At 38.3% G+C, this 21,675-nt stretch carries 20 protein-coding genes; 11 read left to right on the top strand and 9 right to left on the bottom strand.

Annotated elements, in window-relative coordinates; all coding sequences use genetic code 11:
- Positions 1 to 347: 347 nt before the first annotated feature.
- Complete coding sequence (locus ACFINL_RS00375) at positions 348 to 1,586, bottom strand: saccharopine dehydrogenase NADP-binding domain-containing protein (protein ID WP_375648908.1); 1,239 nt, start codon at positions 1,584 to 1,586, stop codon at positions 348 to 350.
- A gap of 54 nt (positions 1,587 to 1,640) precedes the next feature.
- Positions 1,641 to 2,738, bottom strand: a complete 1,098-nt coding sequence (locus tag ACFINL_RS00370; RefSeq protein ID WP_375620959.1) for a carboxynorspermidine decarboxylase — start codon at positions 2,736 to 2,738, stop codon at positions 1,641 to 1,643.
- A gap of 167 nt (positions 2,739 to 2,905) precedes the next feature.
- On the opposite strand from ACFINL_RS00370, the gene ACFINL_RS00365 reads away from it, so the two are divergent.
- From ACFINL_RS00365 to mnhG, 7 genes are all read left to right on the top strand, one after another.
- Positions 2,906 to 3,403 (top strand): BA14K family protein, encoded by a 498-nt coding sequence (locus ACFINL_RS00365; RefSeq protein WP_375648902.1) that lies wholly within the window; start codon positions 2,906 to 2,908, stop codon positions 3,401 to 3,403.
- 228 nt (positions 3,404 to 3,631) lie between these two features.
- On the top strand, positions 3,632 to 6,553 hold the full coding sequence (locus tag ACFINL_RS00360) for a monovalent cation/H+ antiporter subunit A (protein WP_375639901.1): 2,922 nt from the start codon (positions 3,632 to 3,634) through the stop codon (positions 6,551 to 6,553).
- Complete coding sequence (locus ACFINL_RS00355; RefSeq protein ID WP_273790150.1) at positions 6,553 to 6,894, top strand: Na+/H+ antiporter subunit C; 342 nt, start codon at positions 6,553 to 6,555, stop codon at positions 6,892 to 6,894. Before ACFINL_RS00360 ends, ACFINL_RS00355 begins: the two co-directional genes overlap by 1 nt.
- On the top strand, positions 6,894 to 8,516 hold the full coding sequence (locus ACFINL_RS00350; protein WP_375648896.1) for a monovalent cation/H+ antiporter subunit D: 1,623 nt from the start codon (positions 6,894 to 6,896) through the stop codon (positions 8,514 to 8,516). The genes ACFINL_RS00355 and ACFINL_RS00350 overlap by 1 nt, the downstream gene beginning before the upstream one ends.
- Complete coding sequence (locus ACFINL_RS00345) at positions 8,513 to 8,998, top strand: Na+/H+ antiporter subunit E (protein ID WP_375629083.1); 486 nt, start codon at positions 8,513 to 8,515, stop codon at positions 8,996 to 8,998. Before ACFINL_RS00350 ends, ACFINL_RS00345 begins: the two co-directional genes overlap by 4 nt.
- Positions 8,995 to 9,276, top strand: a complete 282-nt coding sequence (locus ACFINL_RS00340) for a K+/H+ antiporter subunit F (RefSeq protein WP_375606068.1) — start codon at positions 8,995 to 8,997, stop codon at positions 9,274 to 9,276. Before ACFINL_RS00345 ends, ACFINL_RS00340 begins: the two co-directional genes overlap by 4 nt.
- Entirely contained in the window at positions 9,273 to 9,683 is a 411-nt protein-coding gene (gene mnhG, locus ACFINL_RS00335) for a monovalent cation/H(+) antiporter subunit G (protein ID WP_375648889.1), read from the top strand. Before ACFINL_RS00340 ends, mnhG begins: the two co-directional genes overlap by 4 nt.
- A gap of 16 nt (positions 9,684 to 9,699) precedes the next feature.
- Here mnhG and ACFINL_RS00330 read toward each other — a convergent pair whose 3' ends face one another.
- From ACFINL_RS00330 to ACFINL_RS00315, 4 genes are all read right to left on the bottom strand, one after another.
- Positions 9,700 to 10,092 (bottom strand): MliC family protein, encoded by a 393-nt coding sequence (locus tag ACFINL_RS00330; RefSeq protein WP_375611316.1) that lies wholly within the window; start codon positions 10,090 to 10,092, stop codon positions 9,700 to 9,702.
- 17 nt (positions 10,093 to 10,109) lie between these two features.
- Positions 10,110 to 10,505, bottom strand: a complete 396-nt coding sequence (locus tag ACFINL_RS00325; RefSeq protein WP_375611315.1) for an MliC family protein — start codon at positions 10,503 to 10,505, stop codon at positions 10,110 to 10,112.
- Positions 10,506 to 10,921: 416 nt separating this feature from the next.
- On the bottom strand, positions 10,922 to 12,055 hold the full coding sequence (gene aroB / locus ACFINL_RS00320) for a 3-dehydroquinate synthase (RefSeq protein WP_375611314.1): 1,134 nt from the start codon (positions 12,053 to 12,055) through the stop codon (positions 10,922 to 10,924).
- Complete coding sequence (locus tag ACFINL_RS00315; protein ID WP_375611463.1) at positions 12,030 to 12,662, bottom strand: shikimate kinase; 633 nt, start codon at positions 12,660 to 12,662, stop codon at positions 12,030 to 12,032. Before ACFINL_RS00315 ends, aroB begins: the two co-directional genes overlap by 26 nt.
- A 260-nt stretch (positions 12,663 to 12,922) precedes the next feature.
- Between ACFINL_RS00315 and ACFINL_RS00310 the strand changes: the two genes are divergently transcribed.
- From ACFINL_RS00310 to ACFINL_RS00300, 3 genes are all read left to right on the top strand, one after another.
- Positions 12,923 to 13,861 (top strand): site-specific tyrosine recombinase XerD, encoded by a 939-nt coding sequence (locus ACFINL_RS00310; RefSeq protein ID WP_375611313.1) that lies wholly within the window; start codon positions 12,923 to 12,925, stop codon positions 13,859 to 13,861.
- Between the two features lie 78 nt (positions 13,862 to 13,939).
- Positions 13,940 to 14,896, top strand: a complete 957-nt coding sequence (locus tag ACFINL_RS00305; RefSeq protein ID WP_375611312.1) for an acetyl-CoA carboxylase carboxyltransferase subunit alpha — start codon at positions 13,940 to 13,942, stop codon at positions 14,894 to 14,896.
- 40 nt (positions 14,897 to 14,936) lie between these two features.
- Positions 14,937 to 15,686 carry a L,D-transpeptidase family protein gene (locus ACFINL_RS00300; protein WP_375611311.1) on the top strand — a complete coding sequence of 250 codons (750 nt, stop codon included), beginning with the start codon at positions 14,937 to 14,939 and terminating at the stop codon, positions 15,684 to 15,686.
- A gap of 892 nt (positions 15,687 to 16,578) precedes the next feature.
- Here the strand turns inward: ACFINL_RS00300 and ACFINL_RS00295 are convergent.
- From ACFINL_RS00295 to ACFINL_RS00285, 3 genes are all read right to left on the bottom strand, one after another.
- Positions 16,579 to 17,640, bottom strand: a complete 1,062-nt coding sequence (locus ACFINL_RS00295) for a CobW family GTP-binding protein (protein ID WP_375648883.1) — start codon at positions 17,638 to 17,640, stop codon at positions 16,579 to 16,581.
- A gap of 405 nt (positions 17,641 to 18,045) precedes the next feature.
- Positions 18,046 to 19,143, bottom strand: a complete 1,098-nt coding sequence (locus ACFINL_RS00290; RefSeq protein WP_375611309.1) for a D-alanyl-D-alanine carboxypeptidase family protein — start codon at positions 19,141 to 19,143, stop codon at positions 18,046 to 18,048.
- A gap of 692 nt (positions 19,144 to 19,835) precedes the next feature.
- Positions 19,836 to 20,642 carry a lysophospholipid acyltransferase family protein gene (locus ACFINL_RS00285; protein WP_375611308.1) on the bottom strand — a complete coding sequence of 269 codons (807 nt, stop codon included), beginning with the start codon at positions 20,640 to 20,642 and terminating at the stop codon, positions 19,836 to 19,838.
- Between the two features lie 128 nt (positions 20,643 to 20,770).
- Between ACFINL_RS00285 and thiD the strand changes: the two genes are divergently transcribed.
- The gene (thiD, locus tag ACFINL_RS00280; protein WP_375648877.1) at positions 20,771 to 21,625 is read left to right on the top strand and encodes a bifunctional hydroxymethylpyrimidine kinase/phosphomethylpyrimidine kinase; all 855 of its coding nucleotides are present in this window, start codon (positions 20,771 to 20,773) and stop codon (positions 21,623 to 21,625) included.
- The last annotated feature ends 50 nt before the right edge of the window (positions 21,626 to 21,675 follow it).

The following is a 21,675-nucleotide window of genomic DNA, read 5'->3' as shown; positions in this document are numbered from 1 at the left end:
AGATGAAGAGGGGAGGAATTGAATATTCTACAAAATACCGCTCTTCTTTAAAAGAGCGGTATTTTTATATCTTTTGTTTATGACACTATCTTTTTGATGATAATGACAAGTTATACAGTGTGATTAAATTAGTTTTTTCTTCTCTGTTTTTCTTGATCATTGCTCGCTATGTCTTAAAAAGATGCTATGTCTCTTCTTTAGGGTTGTTAAGAAATCGCAATGTTGCCAAAATATAACGAATAGCTAAAATTTTTTTGAAAACCATAATTACACGAGAATATTAAGTTTGTTTTCATTGGGCAGTTTTGTGATAACTTAAAAAATCAACTATATGCTTTCTATAGGTATTAAAATTGTAATTTTTTATCCTCTTGTTGTTCTCTTATAAAAGTGGGAAGCCCCATATGATCAAGATATTTAAGGAAAGGGTGGGGTGGTAATTCTTCTACATTGACCATAGTTTTAACATCCCATTCGCCTGTGGCAATAAGAAGAGCTGTTGCGGCTGCTGGTACGCCAGCTGTATAGGAAATGCCTTGTGCCCCAGTTTCATGAAAAGCTTGTTTGTGATCGGCTATATTATAGATAAAAATTTCTCTCGAGTTTCCATCTTTTTCGCCTTTAATAAGATCTCCGATACAGGTTTTTCCTGTGTAGTCTGGGGCGAGAGAGGAAGGGTCGGGTAAGACGGCCTTCACGACTTTCAAGGGCACAACTTCTTGACCTTCTGCCGTTTTAATTGGTTGTTCGGATAAGAGTCCGAGGTTTTTTAGAACCGTAAAAACAGTGATATAACGATCACTAAATCCCATCCAGAAACGGACATTCTCTACATCAAGATTTTTGGAAAGTGAATGAATTTCATCATGTCCTGTCATATAGGCTTTTTGTTTTCCCACAACGGGAAGATCCCATTCATGGCTGATTTCAAACATTTTATTGGAAGTCCATTTTTTATTTTGCCATGACCATACTTGTCCTGTAAATTCACGGAAGTTAATTTCTGGATCAAAATTTGTAGCAAACCAACGCCCATGATTTCCGGCATTAATATCAATAATATCAATATCTGTGATTTTATCAAAATAATCATCGCGCGCTAATGCAGCATAAGAATTCACTACACCTGGGTCAAAACCTGCTCCTAAAATAGCGGTTATACCAGCTTTTTCACATTCTTGACGTCGAGGCCATTCATAATTGCCATACCAAGGAGGTGTTTCACAAATTTTCAATGGGTCTTCATGAATTGCGGTATCGATATAAGCGCATTTGGTTTCAATACAAGCTGAAAGAACAGACATATTAAGAAAGGCAGAACCAACATTAATGACAATTTCGCATTTGGTCTTTTGGATGAGCTTTATAGTTTCTTCTACATTCATGGCATTGAGCGAATGGCTTTTGAAAACACCCTGTTCTTTCATTGTGTTTTTTTCTTTAATAGAAGCAATGATGGCCTCACATTTTTTGAGTGTTCGTGAAGCAATATGAATTTCACCAAGAATATCGTTGTTTTGAGCGCATTTATGCGCAACAACTTGTGCAACACCTCCGGCACCAATAATGAGAACATTTTTTTTCATTGTAGGTCCATCTCCTTTTTAATACTGTTGTATGACGTTTTTTATGGTTTATCTTTATGAAAGGCTTTCCTGATAGTCGTTATAGCTGAATTGGCGTTGAAGTGTTAATGTACCATCGCACTCTTTGAGAACAATAGCAGGCATTGTAACGCCATTAAACCAGTTTTTCTTGACCATTGTATAACCTGCTGCATCCTGAAAAGACAGTCTATCGCCTATTTTAAGAGGTTTTTGAAATTGAAATGTTCCAAAAATATCGCCGGCAAGACAAGACTTTCCACAAATCATAATTTCGTGTGGACCTTGATTGGGTTCTAATTTGGCATTCTCACGATAAATGAGAAGATCAAGCATATGTGCTTCAATTGAGCTATCAACGATGGCTAGATTCTTTTCATTATACAATGTGTCAAGAACACTGACTTCTAAAGTGGTGCTTTTGGTAATAGCAGCTTCTCCTGGTTCTAGAAAAAGAGTGACACCATGAGTTTTAGAAAATTGTTTTAAGCGTTTTGCGAAAGCTTCTAGAGGATAATTTTCAGCCGTAAAATGGATTCCACCGCCAAGGCTTATCCAGTCAACAGCAGAAAAAAGTTCTGCAAATTTTTCTTCCATATACCCAAGCATTTGGTTAAAAAGATTAAAATCAGCATTTTCACAATTGTTATGGATCATCAATCCGTTGATAAGAGGCAGAACTTCTTTGATAGCGCTTTGGTTTGTTTCTCCTAAGCGGCTAAAAGGGCGAGAGGGGTTGGCAAGATCAAAATTTGATGCGCTCATTCCTGGGTTTAACCTTAAACCTCTTTGAATGGTTTTTGTTGCATCAGAAAAGCGTTGAAGCTGTTGGATGGAATTAAAGATGATTTTATCTGCATAACCACAGGCCTCATCAATTTCATCATCTGCCCAAGCCACTGAATAAGCATGGGTTTCTTTGCCAAATTTTTCTCTTCCTAAACGCAGTTCATAAAGGGATGATGATGTGGTTCCATCCATGAACTCAGACATTAAATCAAAAACACTCCATGTGGCAAAACATTTCAAAGCAAGTAAAATTTTAGCTCCGGACATTTCCCGTAAACGAGAAATTGTTTGCATGTTTTTGATGAGTTTCGATTTGTCTATAAGATAGTAGGGGGTTTTTATCATCATTTATTCATTCTTTTTTGTAGGATCTTATTACCAAGATCAACGTTTAGTACAAAGAGTAACAGAATGTCTCAAGAAAAAAGAATCTTAAGAAAAGAATCTGTTTCTGTCCAGCAAGAGAAAGGCTTTCTGTAATTACTGTTGTTTATTATGTTGAGTTTTTTGTTATGAGTATGAAAAAAAAATTATATTATGCTTTAGCTTTTGTATTTGTTAGCAGTTTTTTCATTATAACAACCACTCTTGTTAATTGGGGGCAAAATAGGAGTGATGCTAAAGCCAAACTGGTTACTCAGACCTCTCTCCAAGATATTTCGGTGCCTTTGATTTTTACGGGGCGTAGAGAACTTAATGGTTTTAAAGGTTATCGTCATTATCGGCGTGGTTATCGTAAATACAGTGATAATTGGTGGTATCCTGAAGTGGCATTTATTACATCACCGCACTTAAGCACAAAAGGCGCATCATTAAAAGTTGTACCAGATGCTAAAAAAGTGTTTTTAATGTCTTCTTCGGAAAAATTAGAAAAAAAAGAGCCATGGATGCTTAAACAACATATTGAATCTTGCCTTGCGCGTTATCGCTCTTATAATAAAAATGATAATAGTTTTCAGCCTTTTCATGGGGGGCGTAGGCAGTGTTTATCACGCTTTTTTAAAGGATAGAAATTAAATAAAATTTTAATTGCTTCTTGTCGTGAGCGTTATTGTTCTTACAATAAAGAGAAGACTTGTGTGGTGCGCAGTATTTTCATGCAAGCATTGTTTTTTTAAAAATTTTAAATGCTTTTAAGTTTTATTAAATCTTATTATCATTAAGTGTGGAATGGGGGTGAGAATATAAGTTTTTGTTTTGTCGATGACAAAATATTAAGGTAAAATGGAGTTTAAAGAATGACAACACGGGAAGCAATGTTGGTATTGCTCGTTTTGCTTCCCTTTGGTGGAAGTGCTGTCATTGGCTTTTTTCGTTCGACAGCAAAAAATAATGAAGCGTGGTTTGCTGGGGTTGTCGCACTTTTCTGTCTTATTTTTGCAATAATGCTTTATCCGGAAGTTCGCGGAAACCACATAGTGCGTTTAGATATTTCTTGGCTTCCAGAATGGGGAAGCGATTTGATTCTCCGCATAGATGGTTTGTCGTGGCTTTTTTGCTTGCTTATTACAGGGATTGGGCTGCTTGTTGTCATTTATTCACGTTATTACATAGATCCAGCGGATTCTGTACCGCGTTTTTTTTCCTTTTTTTTGGCCTTTATGGGATCAATGATAGGAATAGTTTTATCAGGTAATCTCGTCTTTTTGGTTGTTTTCTGGGAACTTACCAGTATTTTTTCTTTTTTGCTGATCGGCTATTGGTACCATAATGCAAGTGCGCGTGAGGGTGCGCGTATGGCTCTAACGATCACAGGTTTTGGCGGCTTTGCTCTTTTTATTGGAGTTTTATTGATTGGGTATACTGTTGGCAGTTTTGATTTGGATAAGGTGCTACAGTCTGGAGATATGATCCGGTCAAGTTCTCTTTATAGTCCTATCCTTATTTGTATTTTATTGGGAGGGTTAACAAAAAGCGCGCAATTTCCCTTTCATTTTTGGCTACCTAACGCGATGGCTGCTCCAACTCCCGTATCGGCTTATTTGCATTCGGCAACAATGGTAAAAGCGGGATTGTTTTTGCTTGTTCGTTTATGGCCTGTGCTCTCTGGAACAGAATCTTGGTTTTGGCTGGTTGGCTTTTCAGGACTCTCAACTCTTCTTCTAGGTGCCTATTTTTCCATGTTTCAGCAAGACTTGAAAGGACTGCTTGCTTACTCGACTATTAGTCATCTTGGATTAATTACAACACTTTTAAGTCTTGGTAGTCCACTTGCATGTGTTGCGGCGATCTTTCATATGGCCAATCATGCTACTTTTAAAGCTTCTTTATTTATGGCTGCTGGCATTATTGATCACGAGACGGGAACACGTGATATGCGTAAACTGTCAGGGCTTTATCGTTCTATGCCTATCACAGCAACTCTTGCTTTAGTTGCGAGTGCAGCGATGGCTGGGGTTCCTTTGTTGAATGGTTTTTTATCGAAAGAGATGTTTTTTGCTGAAGCTGTTGAAACGCATATGGAATCATGGCTCGATTGGATTGCGCCTTATGTGGCAACGCTAGCTAGTCTGTTTAGTGTGACCTATTCTATACGCTTTATTCATGGCGTTTTTTTAGGACCAAAGCCTGACAATTTACCCAAGACTCCCCATGAACCACCGCATTTCATGCGTTTACCAATGGAGCTTTTGGTGTTTATTTGTTTAGCGGTTGGTATTTTTCCTAATTTAACAATAGGACCTATTTTAGATAATGCGGTCGTGTCTGTTTTAGGACCAATGACAATTCCTTATAGTTTGGCTGTTTGGCATGGGTTTAACACTCCATTAGTGATGAGCTTTGTTGCATTATTAGGGGGCGGATTGCTCTATGCTGTTGGGCATCGTTATTTTTTATCCTGTGATGATGGGGCTCCTTTTTTCCGTCACTTAAAAGGACCGCGTATTTTTGAACGCATTCTCGTAATTATTTCTTGGAAATGGGCCCGTGCGGTGGAGTCTGCTTTGTCAACACGCCGTTTGCAGATCCAATTGCATTGGATTTTTTGGGTCTGTTTTGCCTTTGTTGGTCTTTTACTTTGGTGCGATGGTTTCATTCCAGTGGGGACATTACCGCTTTTTCCACTTGATATTCCTTTTCTCGCTCTTTGGCTGGTTGGCGGATTATGTGCGCTTTTAGTTGCTTGGCGAGCAAAGTTTCATCGTCTTGCTTCACTTATGCTTTTAGGGGGAGCTGGTTTGATGACTTGTGCAACCTTTTTATGGCTTTCTGCTCCTGATTTAGCAATAACACAATTGGTTGTTGAGGTTGTTACAGTCGTTTTATTATTGCTTGGTTTACGGTGGTTGCCTAAACGTTTGCATGACCCTGGGCCAGCTGCTGTTCATTTTTGGGTTCGCTTGCGTCGTTTCCGTGATTTCATCATATCCCTTGTAGGAGGTGCTGGTGTAGCATGGCTTTCTTTTGCAGTGATGACACGTCCCCAAGGTACAACGATTTCTGATTTTTTTCTAACGCATGCTTACTCAGATGCTGGTGGTCGCAATGTTGTGAATGTGTTATTGGTTGATTTCCGTGGTTTTGATACTATGGGAGAAATTGTGGTTTTGGGTGTTGTTTCCCTTACTGTTTTTGCACTCTTACGACGTTTTCGTCCTGCGCCTGAGAGTATTGATGCGCCTTTTCAACAACGTATCCAGAAAGCCTTTGATATAGCACAGCCTAATCGAAATGTGGGAGATACAGTATTGAATTATTTAGCTGTTCCTGCTGTTATTATGGGTTGGCTCTTTCCAATTATTATCGCTTTTGCTATTTATTTATTCATGCGAGGGCATGATCTGCCAGGAGGTGGATTTGTCGGTGGTATTACTTTGGCTATAGGATTTATTTTACAATATCTTGCACGCGATATTCGGTGGGTGGAAACGCATTTGAGAGTTTTACCTTTGCGTTGGATAGGCTTTGGTTTATTATTGTCAGTCGTAACGGGGATGGGCTCTTGGTTTTTTGGATATCCTTTTTTAACATCCTTTTTTCGATATATTCATCTTCCGTTAATTGGGAAAGTTCCCATGGCATCTGCTTTTTTGTTTGATTTTGGTGTGCTTTCTCTTGTGTTAGGAGCAACTGTTCTCATTTTAATTGCACTTGCACACCAGTCAATTCGGAGTTACCGAATCGGTAAGAAACCTATTTTAAAAGAGAAGGAAAATTAATGGAAATTGTTCTTTCTTTGGGTATCGGTGTTTTTGTCGGATCAGGTATTTGGCTTGTTTTGCGTCCACGTACTTTTCAAGTCATTCTTGGTTTGTCCTTGATCTCCTATGGTGTTAATCTTTTTATATTTTCAATGAGTAGACCGCGTAGTAATGCTGCTCCAATTGTTGATCCTACCACTGTTATTAATCCAGCTAATTATGTCGATCCTCTTCCACAAGCCTTGGTTTTAACTGCGATTGTGATTGGTTTTGCAACAACAGCTTTATTTTTAGTTATCTTGTTGGTTTCACGTGGTTTAACGGGTTCTGATCACGTTGATGGACGTGAGGTGCAATAATGGAAATAGGAGTGCATCATCTCCTTATTTTGCCTATTCTTTTGCCGTTAATCACTGGAGCACTTCTTCTTTTTTATGATGAACGTCGTGCAAGACTTAAATCATTCATCAGTCTTTCTTCTGCGGGACTGTTGGTCGTTACTGCCATTTTATTGATTATACGTACTCTTGAAATAGCACCGGCTTGCGATGTTTATCGACTTGGTAATTGGCCGTCTTCTTTTGGAATTGTTTTAGTCCTTGATCGCTTAAGCGCTATGATGCTTTTACTTTCCAGCTTGTTGGTGACTAGCGTGTTGGTTTTTGCGCGGGCTCATTGGTACAAAGCTGGTTCTCATTTTCAGTCACTAATGCAATTTTTTATGGTGGGGATAAATGGTGCTTTTTTGACTGGCGATTTATTTAATTTATTTGTGTTTTTTGAAGTTATGTTAACGGCTTCCTATGGGCTTGCTTTGCATGGTTCTGGTCAGACACGCGTGCGTGCAGGGTTGCATTATGTTGTGGTTAATCTTGTTGCTTCATTATTTTTTTTAGTTGGTATAGCGCTCATTTATGGAGTCGTTGGTACTCTTAATATGGCCGATTTGGCTGTTAAAATAAAATATATATCTTCTACAGATATTGTTTTGTTCGAAATAGGTGTTGCACTTTTAGGTATTGCTTTTTTGCTTAAAGCGGGTATGTGGCCGCTTAATTTTTGGTTGGTGCCAACTTACAGTGCAGCAGCAGCGCCTGTTGGAGCTTCTTTTGCACTTTTGAGCAAGGTTGGTATTTATATTATTTTACGTTTAACGTTGCTATGGTTTGGTCCTGAAAGTGAATATTTTAACCATTTTAGTCATACAGTTTTGTTTTATGGTGGGCTTGCCACTATGATTATTGGTTTTATTGGAGTATTGGCGAGCCAAGTTTTGGTGCGTTTGGCAGCTTATAGCGTTCTTGTCTCTTCTGGCACATTGTTGGCTGCGATCGGGATAGGCAATGCAGCACTGACAGCAGGCGCACTTTTTTATATTGTTTCTTCAACTTTAGCACTGGGAGCTTTTTTTCTTTTGGTAGAGTTGGTAGAACGCTGTCAAGATGTGGCTGCTAATGTTCTTGCTGTCACAATGGAGGTGTATGGTGACGATGAAGAGGAGGAAGAAGATGAAGTTGGCATCTATTTTCCAGTAACCTTGGCAATTCTTGGAGCTTGTTTTGGTATCTGTGCCATTTTGATTATTGGATTGCCGCCTTTTTCTGGTTTTGTTGCTAAATTTATGATGTTCATGGCAATTTTAAACCACAGTAGAGAGGATTTTTCTGCTTCTCTTCCGGTTTACCAAGATTGGCTTTTTGTAGTTTTTGTCACTCTCTCTGGTTTTGCGGCTTTGATTGCATTGACACGAACGGGTATCCGAACTTTTTGGGTTTCTCTTGAAGGGCGTATTCCTCGTGTGCAAGTGATAGAATTTGCGCCTATTGCCGTTCTCCTTGCTTTGTGTTTTCTTATAACAATTGTAGCCAGTCCTGTTAGTCATTATATGTCTGAAACTGCTAAGACTTTGTATGAACCTCAAAACTATATTGGGAGCGTTTTAACGGATTTTTCTCTCGAAAATAGGGAGATAAGTAAATGAATTGTTTTTGTCCTTCCCCTTTTTTCAGTGGTGTCATTGTCCTTATGTGGCTTATTTTAAATGGTTTTAGTTTAGGGCAATTGCTTTTAGGGATTTTAACCGCTTTGTTTTGTGGTTGGATGATACGGCTTCTGGAGCCGGAGAAGGTTGTTATTAAAAGCTGGAGTGCGGTTTTTCGTCTCGTTTTTCGAGTATTTATAGATTCTATATTCTCAAATGTTTCGGTGGCTTGGTTTGTTTTAACAAAAAGGTCTCGAGAGCAGAAATCTGGTTTTATTGTAGTACCTCTTCTGCTTCATAATCGCACTGCTTTGGCTATTTTAGCATGCATCCTTTCGGCAACCCCTGGAACTGCTTGGGTTGCCTATAATAGTAAAAAGGGTGAACTTTTGCTTCATGTCTTAAATTTAAAAAATGGATATGATTACAAACAGTTGATCAAACAACGGTATGAGCAATTGCTTTTGGAGATTTTTTTATGAGTATGGTGATTCTTTATTGGGGGCTTTTCTTTTCACAGTTTTTTTTAAGTTTAGCGGTGATTTTCGCGCTGTTTCGGTTGATTCGTGGTCCACGGGCGCAGGATAGAATTGTTGGTTTGGATGCCCTTTATATAACCACTATTCTTTTGTTTCTTACATTCGATATTCGTTCAGGAACAACCACTTATTTTGTCGCAGCTCTCATTATTGGATTGTTGGGATCTGTCTCAAGCATCGCTTTGGCGAAATTTCTTATGCGGGGGGAGATTATTGAATGAAAGATGATATATCGCTTGTGGTTGCTATTGCTATCACAGTTTTCTTAATATTAGGGTCTGGATTGACATTGATCGCAACGATAGGTTTGGTGCGTTTTTCCAATTTTTATAAGCGTTTGCATATGCTTTCAGTATGTACGAGTTGGGGCGTTGGTAGTATTCTTATTTCTTCATTTCTTCATTCAATATTTGTGGACCATTATTTTGTTTTTCATGAAGTGTTGCTGATGTTTTTTTTGTTTTTAACAGCACCGGTAGCTTCTATGTTGCTTTCACATACAGCAGCTTATCGACATCATTCAGAAAAACAATCAGAAAAACCGCTGGCTCTTTTATTACACCAAACGGAGGAAAAGCTACCCACATCAGAAGGAACATCACGAGATGAGAGCCAGCGCGGTTCTTGAAATGTAAGAATCTTCCTTATTCTGTGCTTTTTTCTTCTACACAGTGGATGGGCTTTTCTTCTTTTGGATCATTAATAAGATCGTAAAATATGGCTTCATTTTTAGTTATCCACCAAATGTATTGTCCACCCACATATTTTCCTCCAGAAGCGGCAATTACATTAGAACCAACGATGCGCTTACCGTTCCATTTTAAATCAACAAGCGCAATATTGCCAGCATTATAATAAGTTGCTTCAACATACTCTTTGCTTGTTCCCATATCGCATTGATAGGAGACGGTCTCTGTTGTTGGTTCTGGATCATCTGGTACTTCAATGACTAAAGAACTTGCTAATGCATTAATTGAACCGAGGAGGAGCACACTTAGAGTAATGAAAAATTGTTTAGTAAAAGAAATTTTTTTCATAATATTTCCCGTGTTATTTAAAATAATAATGTTGACTCATCTTTACAGAGGATAGGTTTTTTTTCTTCTGGATCCTGAGCAAGGTCATAAAGCGTGACTTCTTTGTTCTTCTCCCACCAGATATACTGAGCTCCTGCAAATTTTGCTCCTGTTGCCGCGATGACATTAGCAGCAATGACACGGTCACCGTTCCATTTGAAATCAACCAACGAAATATTATCAGCATTAAGATAGACTGCCTCAATGCGCTCTTTACCTGCTCCAGTTTCACACTGATAGGTAATGGTCTCTGTTTTGGGCTCTGGATTGTCTGGTACTTCAATGATTAAAGAACCAGCTAAGCTATTGTTTGAGCTGAAGAGTGATAAACTTAAAGCGGTGAAAAATCCTAAAATGTGCAAAGTTTTTTTCATGATGCTTCCCTATATTCCTAATATTGTGCACAAAGAATAATTTGACTGATACGATGGTGTCTACGGCAGGATTCGAACCTGCGACCCCAGGATTCATACCACTTCGATTTTCACCGCCAGCCTTATCGGCTGTTTGTGGTCTGGACTGTCTCTTCACCTTGAAGCTTTTGCTCTTTAGGTGCTGCCCGTTCAGTCTCTACACCTTTCTCTCATTTGAAAAGAGACTTGGCTCGGGATTGGCATATAGTCGCCCATGAAGCTTTCCCCGAATTTGAGCAGATTCACTTTGAGGATTTCTCCTCAAAGTGCCCAATTTCTTTAGGAATCCTGTGCTCTATCCTACTGAGCTACGCAGACATCATCATATTTAATCTTTAATAGAAGTATAAAAACGAATCAATTATATTCAATATGAATTAACGAATTTCTGTTAATTTTTGTTCCAAAAAGGATAAAACTGCATCTGGTGAAACATTTTTTGCAATAAATGATTGGCCAAGTCCGCGTGTTAATATGAAAGTCAAATTGTTTTGCGAAACTTTTTTATCTTGGGCAATGAGAGTCATTAAAGTTTCAGCATCTGGTAGAGACCCTGGGATATCCTTTAATTGTGTAGGCAATCCTATAGATTTGAAGTGCGCTTCAATGCGTTGTGTAAGCGTGGGGCTTATTAAATTTAATTGAGCAGAGAATTGATGAGCTAGAATTATCCCAATTGCTACACTTTCGCCATGGATTAAACGGTTGGAGTCATAAGCGGTTGCTGTTTCAAGCATGTGTCCAAATGTATGGCCGAGATTTAAGAGTGCGCGCTCTCCCGTTTCGTACTCATCACGTGCTACAATGGCAGCTTTAAATTGGCATGAGCGAACAATGGCCTCTGTTCGCATAGGGCCATTAGAGAAAATTTTCTGCCCATTTTTTTCAAGCCACTCAAAAAAGTCAGGTTGGTTAATGAGACCGTATTTTACTATTTCTGCGTAGCCAGCGCGAAATTCACGCGGTGGCAGGGTATCAAGAAGACACGTGTCAGCAATAACGCATTGTGGTTGATAAAAGGCACCAATAAGATTTTTGCCATATTGGCTATTGATTCCCGTTTTTCCACCAACAGAAGAATCAATTTGTGCAAGAAGCGTTGTGGGCATTTGAATGAAGTTCATGCCACGGCGGATTATACTTGCCGCAAATCCTGCTAGATCACCAATGACACCACCGCCAAAAGCAATAACACAGTCGCCTCTTTCTAAGCGTGCAGCAAGAATTTGATCGATAACAACTTGCAGGGTTGAAAATGATTTTGATTGTTCTCCCGCTTCTACAATAATAGGGACAGTATGAATTTTATTTTTTGTTAATTCTGCTTGCAATATCTCCAAATGAAGGGAAGCAACATTTGTATCTGTAACAAGTGCCAAGCGCGTTTGATGAGGATCTTTTTTATTAAGAGCATGTTTAATTTGTGAAGTAGCTTGTGTAATCAGACCCGGACCAATGATGATATCGTAACAGTGTTTGTCCAGTTTAACAGTGACGGTTTTGGTTTGCATGCTGGTTATCCCTATTGTTAATTTCTGTGTATAGGTAGTGCTGTACGGATCGTATAACATTTTGTGCTACGGTATGACGGCTTTCTTTATGACTGTTAATTGTTAAGTTTGCCTTTGCATAGATAGGATAACGCTGTTCCATGAGTTTTTGCATGGTTTCTTTAGGATTGGCTGTTTGAAGCAGGGGACGTGTTGGGTGCTTTGAGACACGTTGCATGAGGATATCAAGATCGACTTTTAGCCATATGGATATACCATTTTTGTGAATGGCTTTTCGGATATTTTCATTTATGTAGGCACCACCACCTGTTGCTAAAACAAGGGGACTTTTTTTCATGAGGTTTAGAATAACACGCTGTTCAAGAGCACGAAATTCGGATTCACCATAAATTTCAAAGAGTTCCGTGATTGTCATTTGTGCAGCTTTTTCAATTTCTTGGTCAGAATCATAAAAAGGTAAACGAAGCATGGTGGCGACGCGTTTTCCGATCACTGATTTGCCTGCCCCCATAAGACCAACAAGGACAAGTGCTCTTTTATCAAGGGACGATAAGAGCTGATTCTTTATTTGTGTTATGGGGACGCGTTTTTGTCGATTGCTTTTCATAACTTTATTTCGGCATTTATCCATCTTAAAGTCAATTCCTGTTAATCTTTGTGAGGCATAATACGAGATAGAATATTTTTGGGTAGGTTATTGTCTTATGCCAACATTGACTAGATTTTTGATGATTCTTTTCATTTTGCTTTCTGTTCTTTTCATTATAATGGGTGCTCTTGTGGTTTGGGTTGAACCAGTAACTGTGGATATGTACATTGATGTTCCCTTGGATTCATGGAATCTTTCTACGGAAGCGAATCAATGAAATGAAAAGTGGTGCTGTGATAGATCATTTTCTTGAGATGATGAGTGCGGAGAGAGGGGCTTCGTCTCATACGCTTGCGGCTTATCAGCATGATTTGCAGTGGGCACAAGACGAATTGTCTTCACACTCTGTTTCGCTTTTTTCAGCACAAAAAGAAGATTTAATTACTCTTTTGTCACTTATGCATACTTTTGGTTTTGCGGCATCGTCGCAAGCGCGCCGTTTATCAACTTTGCGTCAGTTTTATCAATTCCTTTATGCTGAAGGGTTGAGAGCAGATGATCCCTCTCATGATATTGATGCACCTCGTCAGAGGCGTCCTTTGCCCAAAATCATGAGTGAAGATGCAGTGATAAAATTGCTTGATTTTGCGGAGTTAGAAGTCAATCAAGCAGACTATGGGTCCAAAGGTTATTTCCGTGCACTGCGTCTTCAGCTATTGATTGAAATGCTTTATGCAACAGGGTTACGTATTAGTGAGTTGGTGAGTCTGCCGGTTCAGTCTGTTCGAAGGAATGAATACAGCGTTTTGGTTCGTGGTAAGGGCAAAAAAGAACGAATGGTGCTGTTATCAAAAAAAGCATGCCAAGTTCTTTCACAGTGGTTAAATTTGCGTGATCAGGGAAAGGACGCTACGAGTTCTTATCTTTTTCCTGCGCATTCCGAGACAGGATATATTGCTCGTCAAGTCGTTGCACGAGAGTTGAAAAATCTCGCTAGAAGAGCAGGGATAGGAAGTGATAGCTTTTCTCCCCATGTGTTGCGTCATGCTTTTGCTAGTCATCTTTTGCAAAATGGTGCTGATTTGCGTGCCGTTCAACATTTGTTAGGTCATTCTGATATTGCTACCACTCAGATTTATACCCATGTGTTGGAAGAGGGACTTTATCGTTTAGTCAATGAGCATCATCCACTTGCCGATGAGCAAAAGGCTCGTTAAAGAAAAGGTGATGTTTTTGAAAAAGACTTTATAAAGCAAATTATAAGTGTATAAGTGACACTGAATGAGTTGACACAAATGTATAATTATCTTGATTTTGAAAAACCAGTTGCTGATCTTGATGGGAAAATTCTTGAATTAAAAAAAATTTCTCAGGAAAAAGGCAGTCTTGATATGAGTGACGAGATTGCTCGTCTTGAAACGCGTTCCCAAACAGCGTTGCGCGATATTTATAAAAAATTATCGCCGTGGCAAAAAACACAAGTCGCTCGTCATCCGGATCGTCCCCATTTTATGGACTATTCTAAACGCCTATTGAGTGACGTTACGCCTTTGGCCGGAGATCGAAAGTTTGCTGAAGATGAGGCTATTCAAGCGGGGTTTGCACGCTTTAAAGGTGAGGCCGTTGCTTATATTGGTCAAGAGAAAGGTCACGATACGCAAACACGTTTGCGCTATAATTTTGGTTCTGCGCGTCCAGAAGGCTATCGTAAAGCTGTACGTATTATGGAAATGGCTGACCGCTTTGGTTTGCCACTCCTCACTTTTATTGATACAGCAGGTGCTTATCCTGGGGTAAGCGCTGAAGAACGTGGGCAAGCGGAAGCAATTGCTCAATCAACAGCTACAACTTTGCGTTTGAAAGTTCCTGTGGTTTCTGTTGTTATTGGAGAAGGCGGTTCTGGAGGGGCGATAGCAATCGCGGCTGCCAACAAAGTTTATATGTTGGAGCACGCAATTTACTCTGTTATTTCACCAGAAGGAGCAGCTTCTATCTTATGGCGTGATCCAGCTCGTGCAAAAGATGCTGCAATGAATATGCGTATTACCGCTCAAGATTTGTATCGCTTAAAGATTATTGATGGCATTATTTCGGAACCTTTAGGGGGAGCGCATCGTGGCAAAGAGATTGTCATTGATGCAACGGGTGATGTTATTTCAGAGGCTTTAAAAGCTATGGCTGGAAAAGATGGTCAAGTGCTTAAACAAGAGCGAAGGGAAAAATACCTTCAAATTGGTCGATCTCTAACATAGGTTATTTTTTGTGAGGGGTGTTGGATTGGAGTTTTATTCGATGACATTTAGCAGATTCCTTGCTGTGTGTGTGTTGTTTGTAATGGGACTATTGACAGCATGTGAAGGAAGATTACCAGCCTCTATTCGCGCTAAAGTTGAGCAGCCGTTGCCGCAAGAAATCAAAAATAGAATGGTTCTGTATGATATAGATCCCTATGCACCGATTATGATGCGGTTTTTTAAGGAAGAAAATCTTGCTGAAGTTTGGAAGCAATCTCGTTCAGGACCTTTTATCTTGGTTGCTCGCTATGGCATTTGCAAATGGTCTGGTAAGCTTGGACCTAAATATAAAGAAGGGGATCTTCAGACACCAGAGGGTTTTTATACTATTAGCGCAAACCAAATGAATCCTTATTCAAAATATTATCTCTCTTTTAATATAGGATTTCCTAACCTTTATGATCAGGAAAATGGTCGCACAGGAAGCAATCTTATGGTGCATGGTTCTTGCTTTTCCGCAGGTTGTTATTCTATGAGTGATAAGAACATGGCTCAGATTTATGCGTTTGCACGGGATGCTTTTAAAGGAGGACAAAGAGAGTTTCAGTTGCAGGCTTTTCCTTTCCGCATGACCGAGGATAATATGTCACGTCATAGCAAGAATCCTCATTATCAATTCTGGGTTATGCTTAAGAAAGGTTATGATTTTTTTGAAAAAAATCGTCAACCTCCAACTGTTGAGGTTTATGAAAAACGTTACGTTTTTAATCGCGATATTGATAAAAATTCAGTTTCTCTAATGCAGTAAGTGTTATTGTATCTTACAGCACCGTAAACACTATCACTTAATAATGGCGATACAGGATATGCAAAAACTTTGCACACAAGGTGTTTAAGTGAGTGGTCAATAGTCTTAAAGTGCAGAGTTTTTTCATAGAGCCTTAATGTAAGTAAATCATATGAAGTGGGAAGCCAAGAGGAATTTTCTCAAAGAAGTTGGATTGTTTGCACATAGGCACTGGTGTCAATCTTCGTTTTTAGTGAAGAGTAAGTTAACATAAAATGCACCTCTCTTTTTATTTCTTTCAAAGAGTTTTATTCTTTTATGCTGTAAAATATTGTCTTGTCGTGCTGTTATATAAGACACATTCACATATTTTAAAATGCGATATTGCCTCTGTCTGATTTTGGTTTTTTTCTTAACAGGGATTTTGATTTCAATTAGCTTGAATAAATATAGAGTTGAGCAGAATATTTTAGAACCAAGAATTTGGTCAATCTGTCTGTGAAATGAATCACATGAAGTGGTTTGCAGATGAAGCGCATTTAGAGAGAAAACAATCTGTTTGCAGATTGATGGATATTAAATTTTTTATCATAACAATTTTATTTATAATGATAATTTAGTGTTATTCAAGTTAAATTAGAACCCTGAATACCATAAGATTCTCTCATTTCAAAGCCGTTCCATGTTGAATAAATTAAAACCATTTTCTTGCACGTTACAAGCGGGGATAACCGCGTGGGTGAAACTGTGCAAGAAAGACTAAAATGCTTTTTACAAACCGTCTCAAGTACCAAGGGCTTGTTTCAACATTGGGAATTAGCAAAGTGTGTAATGGTGCCGGTTTGCTTCTTTAAAAGCATAAAGATGGTGGTGCCAATGAATTTAATATTATATCATTGAAGGGGAGAAAAAATTAAAATTTTATTCCTGGAATGATCAGAGGATTTTCTAAGAGAGCTGTTTTGTCTGCAGTATCTATTGCTGGTTTATTAAAAAAAGCATTGAGGAGCTTTTGTATTGCGTCTTTTTCAACACCATCGGCAATGATGACAAAACGTGTTTGTTTTATTCCTTTTGGCCATGCCGGCAATCTTATGGGAGGATGAAAAAATGTTTGTACGCCATGTAATACAAGTGGGCGATAAGGGTCATCACGCAATGCGATAATTGCTTTAATACGTAATAATTTTGTACCATAACGCTCTTGTAGGAGATCTAAAAAAGCTTCAATTGTGGCGTAATCAACAGGACCCTCACAGTTTAGTGAAAAGGTACGAATGGTTTTATGGGGGGTATGATCATGTGGGGTAGTCGTAAGATTTTGTTTAAGTTTTGTATTTTCTACTTTTTCATCCCATAATGTGTTATTTATTAATAGATTTGAACAGAAATCTTTAGAATGGGCGTCAATGATTTGTGCTGTAGGATTCATTGTTTTAAGTGTGCTAAGGAGTGCATCTGAAAGCGTTTGTGGGTCTCTAAGATCTGTTTTGGTGAGAATGATTTTATCAGCAAATATTAATTGTTTATATATTTCAGGATAGCGCTTACATATGGAAAGTGGACTTAATGTATCAAATGTTGCAAGAACAGCATTTATGGACAATGTTTGAATAAACAATGGGTGGCTTAAAAGTATTTGTAAAATAGGGGCGGGATCAGCCATCCCTGTGGTTTCAATGATAATATGATGGAGTTGTTTGATCTGTCCTGTCTGAACGCGATTTATTAAATCAATTAATGTGTCGATGAGATCACTGCGTAAATTACAGCATAAGCAACCATTGGCAAGCTCAATAATTCCTTCTGTCGTTTTTTCAACCAGAAGGTGGTCAATACTGATTTCGCCGAATTCATTGATGATAACAGCACATTCTGTTAGAAGAGGGTCTTGTAGCATACGGTTGAGCAAAGTTGTTTTGCCAGAGCCTAAAAAACCCGTAATAAGCGTGAGAGGGATGCGCTTTATTTTCATGTTAATCATCAATCATAGTTTTGTTTTTAAAAAATATATCTCAGTATGTCTAAGCAATTTATAATGATGTCCGTGAGGGATATAATGGTTAATCCCCCATGAAATCCATTGTACCACTATCTTTACGCTTATAAAGGTAGGTGCACGTGGGTATATTATACACTTTTAGCGTCAATGTTATGATAATTCTTGGTTCTTGAAAGGACTTATAGGAAGGATTTTTATTCCTTGTTTTAATTATTTTATCTACATGTTCATCCACCTTGTGGCGCGCAAGAGACTGGTTTTATTGATTCAACAAATACAGATTTGAAATGAGAGAATCTTACAATACTTGTGGTTTTGACATAAGGTACAAAATAATTAATTATGATTATAAATCAAAGTATTATAATTAATTGTAGATTATGATTTATGGCTTTTTATAGAATGGTTTGCGTGCCTTTTATACGGAATATAGGGTTTTCTTAGTGGTTTTACTGTCATTTTAGGTGTTTGTGGCGTACGAATGAGGTGTACTGATAAAGGATGAGAAAAAGAAGGTGGAGCAGTGATAAAAGGTGAGGTGAGAATAATATTTCCTTGATCATCATATGAATTTGCATGCATTTTTATGGCTTCAGGTGTGCATGTTTGTTGTCTCATATTGTTGGCTTGTGTTATGTTGCTCCCATAAGGTTTTAATGTTGCTAGTGTTAATTGGGGGCTTCCTTGGTGCAAAAATCCTATTTCAAGAAGTTGTGCAGCTTTTTCTTCTCTTTCACTTATGTTGTTAGCACCTAGAATGACAGCAATAATTGTACGTTTATTGCGGGTGGCTGAGGCAACAAGATTAAAACCAGAGGCACAAATAAAGCCTGTTTTCATACCGTCTATCCCATAAAAACGGCCAATGAGGTTGTTTGAGTTATGTTGGATTTTTCGATTATTACCAAAATCAATGGCTGGAATAGAAAAATAATGAGCATATTGTGGAAATTCTCGACGTATTTGAACGGCTAAAAGAGCAATATCGCGTGCCGTGGAGTAGTTTTGAGGATCTGGTAAACCACTTGCGTTCGCAAAATGGGTGCCAAACATGCCTAAACGTTTAGCTTCGCTATTCATTTTACGTACAAAATCTTTCTGTGAACCCGCAACAGCTTCACTCATGGCAATGGCTAAATCATTGGTAGATTTAACCATGGTGATACTTAAGGCTGTATCAAGTGTGAGTACAGAACCAGCTTTATAGCCTGAACGATATGAGGGAGCTTTTGCGGCGTATTCGCTGATGGTGATATGTTTGTTTGGTGAAACTTCCCCTCGGCTCATGGCACGAAAAATAACATAAGCGGTCATTAATTTTGTCAAGGAAGCAGGATACCAACGCTCAAAAGCTTGATTATGTTTTAAGATACGCCTCGTTGTAACATCAACAGAAATAAAAGGCTGCGCTAGAGCAACAGCGCTGGATAAACTCAAAATCACAGAAAAAAATAAATTATAGAAGAGACGTCGCATTAATTTAAATCTAGTTCCCTCTTATTCGTTATTTAGAATTGTTTTAATGTAGCACACAAAGCATTTAAGTCTAGGATAGGAAGGAAAGATGGTTAATTGCTGTATCCGTTGTGTCTGTGGGATAAAAACCAATTCTCATTTTTATTTTCCCCTTGAATTTGGTTTGATGACTTAAGTATCTCAAGAAATACTTTTTAAATAATGAAGATTGTACAAGATTTCAGGTTCTTGGAGGAATTGAATTTCTCAGAAAGGAATGAATCTGCATAATCATGCATTTTTCTTGCTCTCCTGTTAGGATAGCCCTTGGCACTTGAGACGGTTCGTAAAAAGCATTTTAATCTTTTCTTGTATCGTTTTATTCACACAGATATCCCCGCTTGTAATGTGTAAGAAAATGATTCTAATTGATTCAACCTAGAATAGATTTGAAATGAGAAAATCTTACGGTGTTCAGGGTTCTCATTCAAGTTGAATAACGCTAAAACATCGTTATAAATCAATGAGATGTATGTTATTTAAATGATTTTAAAGAGAGGAAGAATTCTTTTTCAAAAAAATTTACACATTGATCATTTCTTATCATGTACAAGTGTTTTACAATTTTAAATTAGAAAGTTTGAAGTATCTTTCTTATATTTTTGTTCCCTATACTCCGCTCAATATACAAAGTTATGCATTATTCTTATCAATCAGTGCATTGTTTCATGTTGATTTAGTTTTTGAAGTTTCTGAACAGCGTATGGTGGCATAGGAGGAGGGGTAGGGTCTTGAGCTGCTAAGAGAAGCAGTTCATCACACGCTTTTTCAGTTTTTTGGACAAGTTGATCTAGAAAATCACGTTTGCTTAAACCAGCCTCTATCGGGGGAAGAATACGGACACGAATTGTTCCGGGATAGCGGCGAAAATTATTGCGTGGCCAATATAAACCCGCATTATGTGCAATAGGAACAACTTGAAGTCCTAATTCATTATAGAGCGCGACAATTCCTGACTTATAATCTGGTTCTTGACCGGGTTGTCGGCGTGTTCCTTCGGGAAAAATCAAGATTTGGCGCCCTTGTTTTACTTTCTCTTTTGCTTTTTGTATAATCATTTTTAAGGCTTTGATGGGTGTTGTGCGGTTAATGGGGATAATTTGCGTTTTTGCCATATACCAGCCAAACAATGGAATCCACATCAATTCACGTTTTAAAATGAGAGTGGGATCATCAAAATAAGGAACAAGACTGAAAGTTTCCCAAGCCGATTGATGCTTTGGAGCAATGATATAGGGTCCTTTGGGAAGATTTTCTAAACCTTCAATCTCATAACTTGTGCCTGCGATGTATTTTTGCAAAAAGAGTGTAACGCGCGCCCATGTTTTAGGAACAATCCATGCCTTTTTGCGGGGCATTAAAAAATAAACGGGAGCGTAAAGAATCATTTGTATGAAAGTTGATGTATAAAAAGCGAACGTAAAAAGAATAGAACGAAGGATAAGCACTACATTTTCCATTTTATATCTATAAGAAGACTTCGTATATAATATAATTCACGTGAGAAAACATCTTCTTTATATTTTTTCAAGCATCTATTTTTCGGTAACTCATTTTCCGATATTTAAAAACAGAAGGAAAGAGGTTGATGGAATTACAAAAAGATAAACTTTTTATTCCACGGATTTTATCTATTGCGGGAACAGATCCTTCTGGTGGCGCTGGAATGCAGGCGGATTTGAAGGTTTTTTCAGCTATGAAAACTTATGGTATGAGTGTGGTTACAGCTGTTGTTGCACAAAATACTCAGGGTGTGCGTTCTTTTCAGGCATTAGATGCTTCTTTTGTTGCAGATCAAATTGATTCTGTTTTTGAGGATATTCATGTTGATGCCGTTAAAATTGGTATGGTTGCAAATGCTCAGATTGCACAGGTTATTGCAGAACGTCTTGCTTATCATAAAGCGCGTTTCATTGTTTTTGATCCGGTTATGGTTGCAAAAAGTGGTGATGTTCTTTTAAAGTCTGATGCAATTGAAATTATGCGTGATGTTCTTGTGCCGATGTCAACTTTGATCACGCCAAATTTGCCTGAAGCTGCATTGTTATTGGGATGTGAAGTGCGATGGTCTTTAGAGACTATGTATCAATATGCTCCACGACTCTTGGCGCTAGGGTGTCATGCAGTTTTGTTAAAAGGGGGACATTTGAATACGCTGACCAAAAATAGTACAGAAAATTACGATTGTTCTAGTCCAGATCTTTATTGTGATTGTGAAAACCTTTTTATACTTGAAGCTTCTCGTCTTTCAACCACTCATGATCATGGGACAGGGTGTACCATTTCTGCTGCCATTGCAGCTCTGTTACCTACTCAACCTTTGGATTGCGCTGTTAAACAAGCAAAAGATTATTTGCATGGCGCTTTAACTGCCTCAGATGCTTTAAAAGTAGGGAAAGGGCGAGGGCCGCTTCATCATTTTTATGCATTATGGAAAGATTAATACAACGGTTGATAGTGAAAAATCTTCACTCTATGAATTTGTTTCGTCAT

Source organism: Bartonella sp. AA78NXGY, assembly GCF_042197005.1.
Taxonomy (GTDB): Bacteria; Pseudomonadota; Alphaproteobacteria; order Rhizobiales; family Rhizobiaceae; genus Bartonella.
This window is presented reverse-complemented; position numbering and strand designations above follow the sequence as displayed.

What these genes read in the sequence shown, in the direction of transcription:
- ACFINL_RS00290 (WP_375611309.1), bottom strand. Translation starts at nt 19,143, where the DNA reads ATGCGACGTCTCTTCTATAATTTATTTTTTTCTGTGATTTTGAGTTTA.
- ACFINL_RS00310 (WP_375611313.1), top strand. Translation starts at nt 12,923, where the DNA reads ATGAAAAGTGGTGCTGTGATAGATCATTTTCTTGAGATGATGAGTGCG.
- ACFINL_RS00365 (WP_375648902.1), top strand. Translation starts at nt 2,906, where the DNA reads ATGAGTATGAAAAAAAAATTATATTATGCTTTAGCTTTTGTATTTGTT.
- ACFINL_RS00330 (WP_375611316.1), bottom strand. Translation starts at nt 10,092, where the DNA reads ATGAAAAAAATTTCTTTTACTAAACAATTTTTCATTACTCTAAGTGTG.
- ACFINL_RS00370 (WP_375620959.1), bottom strand. Translation starts at nt 2,738, where the DNA reads ATGATAAAAACCCCCTACTATCTTATAGACAAATCGAAACTCATCAAA.
- ACFINL_RS00300 (WP_375611311.1), top strand. Translation starts at nt 14,937, where the DNA reads ATGACATTTAGCAGATTCCTTGCTGTGTGTGTGTTGTTTGTAATGGGA.
- ACFINL_RS00345 (WP_375629083.1), top strand. Translation starts at nt 8,513, where the DNA reads ATGAATTGTTTTTGTCCTTCCCCTTTTTTCAGTGGTGTCATTGTCCTT.
- ACFINL_RS00360 (WP_375639901.1), top strand. Translation starts at nt 3,632, where the DNA reads ATGACAACACGGGAAGCAATGTTGGTATTGCTCGTTTTGCTTCCCTTT.
- aroB (WP_375611314.1), bottom strand. Translation starts at nt 12,055, where the DNA reads ATGCAAACCAAAACCGTCACTGTTAAACTGGACAAACACTGTTACGAT.
- ACFINL_RS00350 (WP_375648896.1), top strand. Translation starts at nt 6,894, where the DNA reads ATGGAAATAGGAGTGCATCATCTCCTTATTTTGCCTATTCTTTTGCCG.
- thiD (WP_375648877.1), top strand. Translation starts at nt 20,771, where the DNA reads ATGGAATTACAAAAAGATAAACTTTTTATTCCACGGATTTTATCTATT.
- ACFINL_RS00285 (WP_375611308.1), bottom strand. Translation starts at nt 20,642, where the DNA reads ATGGAAAATGTAGTGCTTATCCTTCGTTCTATTCTTTTTACGTTCGCT.
- mnhG (WP_375648889.1), top strand. Translation starts at nt 9,273, where the DNA reads ATGAAAGATGATATATCGCTTGTGGTTGCTATTGCTATCACAGTTTTC.
- ACFINL_RS00375 (WP_375648908.1), bottom strand. Translation starts at nt 1,586, where the DNA reads ATGAAAAAAAATGTTCTCATTATTGGTGCCGGAGGTGTTGCACAAGTT.
- ACFINL_RS00295 (WP_375648883.1), bottom strand. Translation starts at nt 17,640, where the DNA reads ATGAAAATAAAGCGCATCCCTCTCACGCTTATTACGGGTTTTTTAGGC.
- ACFINL_RS00315 (WP_375611463.1), bottom strand. Translation starts at nt 12,662, where the DNA reads ATGAAAAGCAATCGACAAAAACGCGTCCCCATAACACAAATAAAGAAT.
- ACFINL_RS00305 (WP_375611312.1), top strand. Translation starts at nt 13,940, where the DNA reads ATGTATAATTATCTTGATTTTGAAAAACCAGTTGCTGATCTTGATGGG.
- ACFINL_RS00340 (WP_375606068.1), top strand. Translation starts at nt 8,995, where the DNA reads ATGAGTATGGTGATTCTTTATTGGGGGCTTTTCTTTTCACAGTTTTTT.
- ACFINL_RS00355 (WP_273790150.1), top strand. Translation starts at nt 6,553, where the DNA reads ATGGAAATTGTTCTTTCTTTGGGTATCGGTGTTTTTGTCGGATCAGGT.
- ACFINL_RS00325 (WP_375611315.1), bottom strand. Translation starts at nt 10,505, where the DNA reads ATGAAAAAAACTTTGCACATTTTAGGATTTTTCACCGCTTTAAGTTTA.